General features: G+C 46.0%; 7 protein-coding genes. 6 read left to right on the plus strand and 1 reads right to left on the minus strand.

Annotated features, from left to right (window positions below):
- From RMO84_RS04840 to RMO84_RS04855, 4 genes are all read left to right on the plus strand, one after another.
- Window positions 1-222, plus strand: a 222-nt coding sequence (locus RMO84_RS04840; RefSeq protein WP_310487350.1) for a hypothetical protein, incomplete at its 5' end; no start/stop codon positions are given.
- The gene (locus RMO84_RS04845) at window positions 219-350 is read left to right on the plus strand and encodes a hypothetical protein (protein WP_310487351.1); all 132 of its coding nucleotides are present in this window, start codon (window positions 219-221) and stop codon (window positions 348-350) included. The genes RMO84_RS04840 and RMO84_RS04845, both read left to right, overlap by 4 nt.
- A gap of 93 nt (window positions 351-443) precedes the next feature.
- Entirely contained in the window at window positions 444-647 is a 204-nt protein-coding gene (locus RMO84_RS04850; RefSeq protein ID WP_310487352.1) for a hypothetical protein, read from the plus strand.
- Window positions 648-657: 10 nt separating this feature from the next.
- Window positions 658-1,101, plus strand: coding sequence for a hypothetical protein (locus RMO84_RS04855; protein ID WP_310487353.1), 444 nt, complete (start codon window positions 658-660; stop codon window positions 1,099-1,101).
- Between the two features lie 394 nt (window positions 1,102-1,495).
- Here the strand turns inward: RMO84_RS04855 and RMO84_RS04860 are convergent, their stop codons facing one another.
- Window positions 1,496-2,095 (minus strand): Uma2 family endonuclease, encoded by a 600-nt coding sequence (locus RMO84_RS04860; RefSeq protein ID WP_310487354.1) that lies wholly within the window; start codon window positions 2,093-2,095, stop codon window positions 1,496-1,498.
- Window positions 2,096-2,395: 300 nt separating this feature from the next.
- Between RMO84_RS04860 and RMO84_RS04865 the strand changes: the two genes are divergently transcribed.
- Both RMO84_RS04865 and hisD read left to right on the plus strand, forming a co-directional pair.
- Window positions 2,396-4,717, plus strand: coding sequence for a Tex family protein (locus RMO84_RS04865; RefSeq protein ID WP_310487355.1), 2,322 nt, complete (start codon window positions 2,396-2,398; stop codon window positions 4,715-4,717).
- Between the two features lie 292 nt (window positions 4,718-5,009).
- On the plus strand, window positions 5,010-6,335 hold the full coding sequence (gene hisD / locus RMO84_RS04870) for a histidinol dehydrogenase (RefSeq protein ID WP_310487356.1): 1,326 nt from the start codon (window positions 5,010-5,012) through the stop codon (window positions 6,333-6,335).
- Window positions 6,336-6,411: the final 76 nt, after the last annotated feature.

The raw sequence follows: 6,411 nt of genomic DNA on the forward strand, positions 1-6,411 counted from the left end.
GTGAATACCAAAGAGCTAATCGTCAGCGAACTAGAATCAACATCAGAAGAACTATTGTCTGAAGTGTTAGAGTTTGTTAAATCTATTAAACGTCAACAACCCATATCGATAGCAAACACAGCACGTCAACGCATACCCAATTTAGAGCAGGGTAAAATTGTCATGAGTGATGATTTTAACGAACCGCTACCCGATGCTTTTTGGTTGGGAGTAGAAGATTGAAAATTATTCTGGATACACAAGTATTAATTTGGTGGGCAAATGATGTATCGAATATTTCCGATCGCGTCCAAAATATTATCTTTGATGTAAACAACGAACTATTGGTTAGTTTAGCAAGTATTTGGTAAATCCAGATTAAAGTTTCTCTTGGTAAGTTAAGTCTGCCTCGACCTTTGCCAGATACGATCGCGACACAAGTTAGCGAAAATCAGATTAAAATTATGCAGATTGAGTTATCGCATATTTATACTCTCGATTTACTGCCGCATCATCATCGAGATCCTTTCGATAGAATAATTATTGCTCAAGCTATGGATGAGAAAATATCGATTGCCAGCATAGACAAAGCATTTGATGCTTACTCGATTACCTACGGTACGCTACGCGAACGAGAGAATTTGGTAAAATTATACCAACTAAAGTAGAGTATCTGAAATGAATACTAGATTAGAAGTTCAGTCTGCGATCGAACAGCTACCCAAAGGCGAAATTCGCGATCTGTCAAAGTGGCTGCAAGAATATCTCGATGAAGAGTGGGATCGAGAGATTGAAGCAGACTTTGGATCGGGAAAACTCGATCGTCTAATTAGCAAGGCAGAATCAGATATTGCTAATAATAATGTGAGGGATTTAGATGAAGTCATTCAGACCGATCCAGATGTCAATCTGGAAGTTAAGCCAGAAGTCATCGAACAATTATTAGCGATTCGCCAGAGTAAAAGTCCAACTCTGACAACAGATGAGGTAAAAGAGAGACTGGGATCGATCGAAGATGAGCACCCAATATTAAAGTTTGCAGGTATTTTTAAAGATGATTCAGATTTTGATGCCGTAGTAGCTAATATCGAAACCGATCGGTCTGCTACAGTTGAAGAGTAAACGATAAACAGATCGTACTTAGAGGATGTTTGAAAAGTATAAGATAGCACTCGTAAGCCCTAGAAGATCCCCCCTAGCCCCCTTAAAAAGGGGGGAACCGGACTTTAAGTCCCCCTTTTTAAGGGGGATTTAGGGGGATCTACCCAGTAGAAACGTAGCAAATAGACTTTTCAAACATCCTCTAAGAGGATGTTTGGAAAGTATAAGGTAGCACTCGCAAACCCCAGAAGATCCCCCCTAGCCCCCCTTAAAAAAGGGGGAACCGGATTCTTAGTCCCCCGTTTGAAGGGGGATTTAGCGACTGAAATCGCGCTGAGGTTCCCTCAGCGTGCGTTTCAGTCAAGACAGGGGGATCTCCGTATTTTCAAACATCCTCTTAGGATAATGTACATGACTACGACCAAATCAGACTCAAATCTAGTGTGAATCTAGGCAGAACATCCTCACCACTCAGCATTAAAGGAGCTGCTAGAACCTCTACCTCACGATCGAATCTGTAAATTTCCACCTGACGATCTTGTGGATTTATCAGCCAACCCAGCCGCACTCCATTATCTCGATATTCCGCCATTTTTGCTTGCAGTGGGGGCAATCTGTCGGTTTCAGAGCGCAATTCAATGACAAAATCGGGAGCTAATTGGGCAAATTTCTTGCGTTCAGCTCGACTCACTGCTTCCCAGCGGGAGAGTTCTACCCAAGCGGCATCGGGTGATTTTTTACTACCATTGGGTAAAGTAAACACCGTTGAGGAACTAAATGTTTTACCTAGCCTAGATCGATCGTTCCAGACAAACAATTGACCCCCCAATTCTGATTCATAATTACCGCTTTCTATGCCTACTGGCGGCATAATTACTAAAACTCCTTGAGCTGTTAACTCAAAAGATCGATCTGGGTTTGCTTCACACAATCGCTCGAATTGTTCTGCGGTAAATTTAATCGTGCTGAGATCTAATGAAACAGGATCTATTTCGGCAGTCGCAATGTTGGTCATAAAACCTCCAACTACTTATCGCTAAAATATTATAACCGATCGTGTTTGGGATGATGTGCGATTGCAGATCGCATACTTTGCGAACAGTTTCGATCGCGCAGCGTAGGCACAGCTTAATCAATCGGGTGCCCACAGGCTCGATCTCGGAAAATCAGTATCTAGAATAAGATGTGAGATTCAGACACTCGGTAAAAATGTAGAATAGATTGTGTACTCATCTAATCTGACATCAATACTCATAAAGATTGTCTGTGTTATTATATATAAACCATTAAAGAGCATTCATTTTATCATTTATTTATGTTAGATATCCGCGCTCAAATTGCTGCCGAACTCGACTTAAATCCCAGCATCGTGCAAAACGTTCTAGATTTATTTGCAGAAGGAGCGACGATTCCGTTTATTGCGAGGTATCGGAAAGAGCGCACGGATGAGATGAATGAGATCGTGCTGCGGGAACTCGAAGAACGATTTACGTATTTAACAGAACTATCCGCACGCAAAGAGTCGATTCTTAGCTCGATCGAGTCTCAAGATAAACTGACTCCAGAATTACGTGCCAAGATCGAGAAATGTTTATTAAAAACCGAACTGGAAGATTTATATCTGCCCTACAAACCCAAACGCCGCACGCGAGCGACAATTGCCAAAGAAAAAGGATTGGAACCGCTGGCTGAATTGATTCGATCGCTAAATAATGCCAGTGCTAAGCCTGTCGAGTTAGAACCAGAAGCTGCTAAATATATTGACGAGGAAAAGGGTGTCAAGACAGCCGCTGAAGCTTTGGCTGGTGCTTCAGATATTATTGCCGAATCGATCGCCGACAAAGCCAATTTACGTGCTTATATTCGCGAATACATTCAATCTGAAGGTCAGTTTGGATCGAAAATCAAAGATGATGTAGCAGAAGGCTCGACTAAGTTTGAGATGTATCGTAAATATACCGCACCCGTCAGCAAAATTGCCCCTCACAATTTACTCGCTTTATTTCGTGGCGAAACCGAAAAAGTTCTCAGTCTGGACTTAGAATTTAGTGAAGATGATATCTACGATTATTTAGCATCCCAAGAGATTAAGACCAAAGTACCGACAATTCGCGAATTTTATCAAGCGATGCTTAAGGATGCTTTCAATCGGTTGATGAAGACATCGTTAGTCAATGAAGTCCGAGCGGAGTGTAAATTGCAAGCAGATATCGGCTCGATTTCTAACTTTGAAACCAATCTCCGCGAGTTATTATTGTCCGCGCCTGCGGGGATGAAACCGACACTAGCGATCGATCCTGGCTTCCGCAGTGGTTGTAAGGTTGCGGTGTTATCAGAGACGGGTAAATATTTGGCTTATGAGGCAGTATTTCCCCACCAAGCAGCTAACCAACGCCAACAAGCGGCGAATACAGTTAGGCAGTTTATTAAAAAATATAATATTGAGTTAATTGCGATCGGGAATGGTACCGCCGGACGCGAAACCGACCAATTTGTCATCGAAACGATTGCCGATCTCGAACCCAAACCGATTAAAGTGATGGTCAACGAATCGGGGGCATCGATTTATTCAGCTAGTGAAGTAGCGATCTCAGAATTTCCCGATCTGGATATTACCGTGCGCGGGGCGATTAGTATCGGTCGCCGGTTGCAAGACCCCCTTGCCGAGTTAGTAAAAATCGACCCCAAATCGATCGGCGTCGGTCAATATCAACACGATGTAGACCAGAAACTACTCAGAAAAAAACTCGACGATACAGTCGAAAGTTGCGTAAATTATGTCGGCGTCGATCTCAATACCGCATCCAAAGAACTGCTCGCATTTGTATCCGGTTTAAGTCCCGCAGTTGCTAACAATATCATCGCCTATCGGAACGAGCACGGAGCTTTTAAAAACCGCAAGCAACTCCTCAAAGTCGCCAAACTCGGCCCTAAAGCTTACGAACAAGCTGCTGGCTTCTTGCGCATCCGCGATGGTGAAAATCCCCTCGATAATACCGCCGTCCATCCCGAGAGTTATCCGATTCTGGCCGCGATCGCCAAAGATGTCAATATTTCCCTCGCCGAACCGACTAAATTAGGTTCGCAACTAAAGCAAGTAGATCTGAAGAAATATATTACCGATACCATCGGCGAACCCACCCTTCGCGATATTATCGGCGAACTCGAAAAACCCGGACGCGACCCCCGCGCTGAGTTCAAATATGCCACCTTCAAAGCCGGAATTCAAGAGATTACCGATTTAGTCGTCGGCATGGAGTTGGAAGGCACCGTGACTAACGTTGCCAACTTTGGCGCGTTTGTAGACATCGGGGTGCATCAAGATGGATTGGTACACATCTCCCAGTTATCCGATAATTTTGTCAGCGATCCGAATCAAGTCGTCAAAGTCGGGCAAGTAGTCAAGGTCAAAGTATTGGAAGTCAACGCGCAACTCAAACGCGTGAGTCTGACCATGAAAACTGGTGCGGCAGCAACAAGCGATCGTGAATCCTCGCAACCGATCGCGCGTACCAACAAACCCCAGCCAGCAGCGGGGAAACCAGCAAAAGTATTACCAAAAACTGCACCAGCACCAGAATCGATTCAACCAGCGACCCTAGCCGATCTGCAACGGAAGTTTGGCAAGAAAAAGTGAATTAGTATCAACTAAATAATAAGATTTGGCATTTTGAGCGGGTATTGCATTCTATAAGCACTGTATTTTCAACTTTTAGGGCACCAGTTGGTAATTGTGTCATTACGATTACAATACCGACCGAATAAAATAAGGCACTATAGGCAGTTGTCGAAAGTCCTGGCAAAGCGCGATCTGTGTTGCACCAGCCGCTAAAAATCGCGCTAAGCTATAACATATAAGGTCGCCAAGGATAGACTGTCCCCACAGACCCCGATCGTTCCACCTCCTGACTAATTGGCATTTTTCAATTATGCTGCGAATCATCACTCAGCAGACTGAAGCGCAACAAGAGTTGCAGCGAATCAGTTCCCGTACCCACGACGATGCGATCGTCCATAAAGAAGCCACCGTCAACGAGATTGTCCAAACAGTCAAACGACAAGGCGACAAGGCTTTACTACACTATACGGCTGAATTTGACGGTCAAACTTTGACGGTCGATCGGTTGCGGGTTACTGGTGCCGAACTCGATGCGGCCTATCAGCAGGTGTCCAAAGAATTGCTCAAGGCGATCGAACTTGCTGCGGCTAATATCGAGGCTTTTCATCGCCAGCGGATGCCCAAATCGTGGGTGACATTCGGTGCGGATGATGTGGTGCTAGGCAAGCGGTATAATCCCGTCGATCGCGCGGGTATCTATGTGCCTGGAGGTCGCGCTTGCTACCCCAGCACGGTGCTGATGAATGCAATTCCGGCTAAAGTCGCAGGCGTGCCCCAAATCGCCATGGTGACGCCCCCAGGAGCCGATAAAAATCTCAATCCTGCCGTCCTCGTTGCCGCCCAGGTTGCCGGAGTTGAGGAAATCTATCGGGTCGGCGGTGCCCAATCGATCGCCGCATTAGCCTATGGTACCGATACGATCGCCAAAGTAGACGTGATTACTGGCCCTGGGAATATCTACGTGACGCTAGCCAAAAAGTTAGTCTATGGTACCGTCGGCATCGATTCCCTCGCGGGGCCATCGGAAGTTCTGATTATTGCCGATCGATCTGCCAATCCCGTCCATATTGCCGCCGATTTACTCGCTCAAGCCGAACACGATCCGATGGCCGCCGCGATTTTAATTACGACCGATCTCGCCTTTGCCACTGCCGTCCAAACAGTAGTCGAACAGCAACTACTAAACCATCCCCGGCGCACGCTTACCGAAAAGTCGATCGCGCATTACGGTTTAATCATCGTCGCTGAAACGCTAGAAATCGCCGCAGAACTCTCCAATCAGTTCGCACCCGAGCATCTGGAAATTAATACCGCCGATCCTTGGGCATTAGTCGATCGCATTCGTCATGCTGGGGCGATCTTCCTCGGCGATTCGACGCCAGAAGCCGTCGGTGACTATCTTGCTGGCCCCAATCATACCCTCCCGACATCTGGTGCGGCTCGCTACGCTTCAGCATTAGGTGTTGAGACATTTATGAAACATTCCAGCTTGATTCAATACTCACCGACAGCTTTGGCTAAGGTGGGCGGTGCCATCGACGCGCTGACGCAAGCGGAAGGACTATTTTCCCATGGCGAATCGGTGCGCTTACGATCGATCGATCCGGCTGGCGATCTGCTGCGTCGGGATGAGTAAACCGATCGCGCACCAATACATAAAGACTATTTGAATCGTAGACCTGAGGGTACCCACAAGGGGCACCCCTACAGAT

The organism is Chamaesiphon sp. VAR_69_metabat_338 (assembly GCF_031423935.1).
GTDB lineage: Bacteria > Cyanobacteriota > Cyanobacteriia > Cyanobacteriales > Chamaesiphonaceae > Chamaesiphon.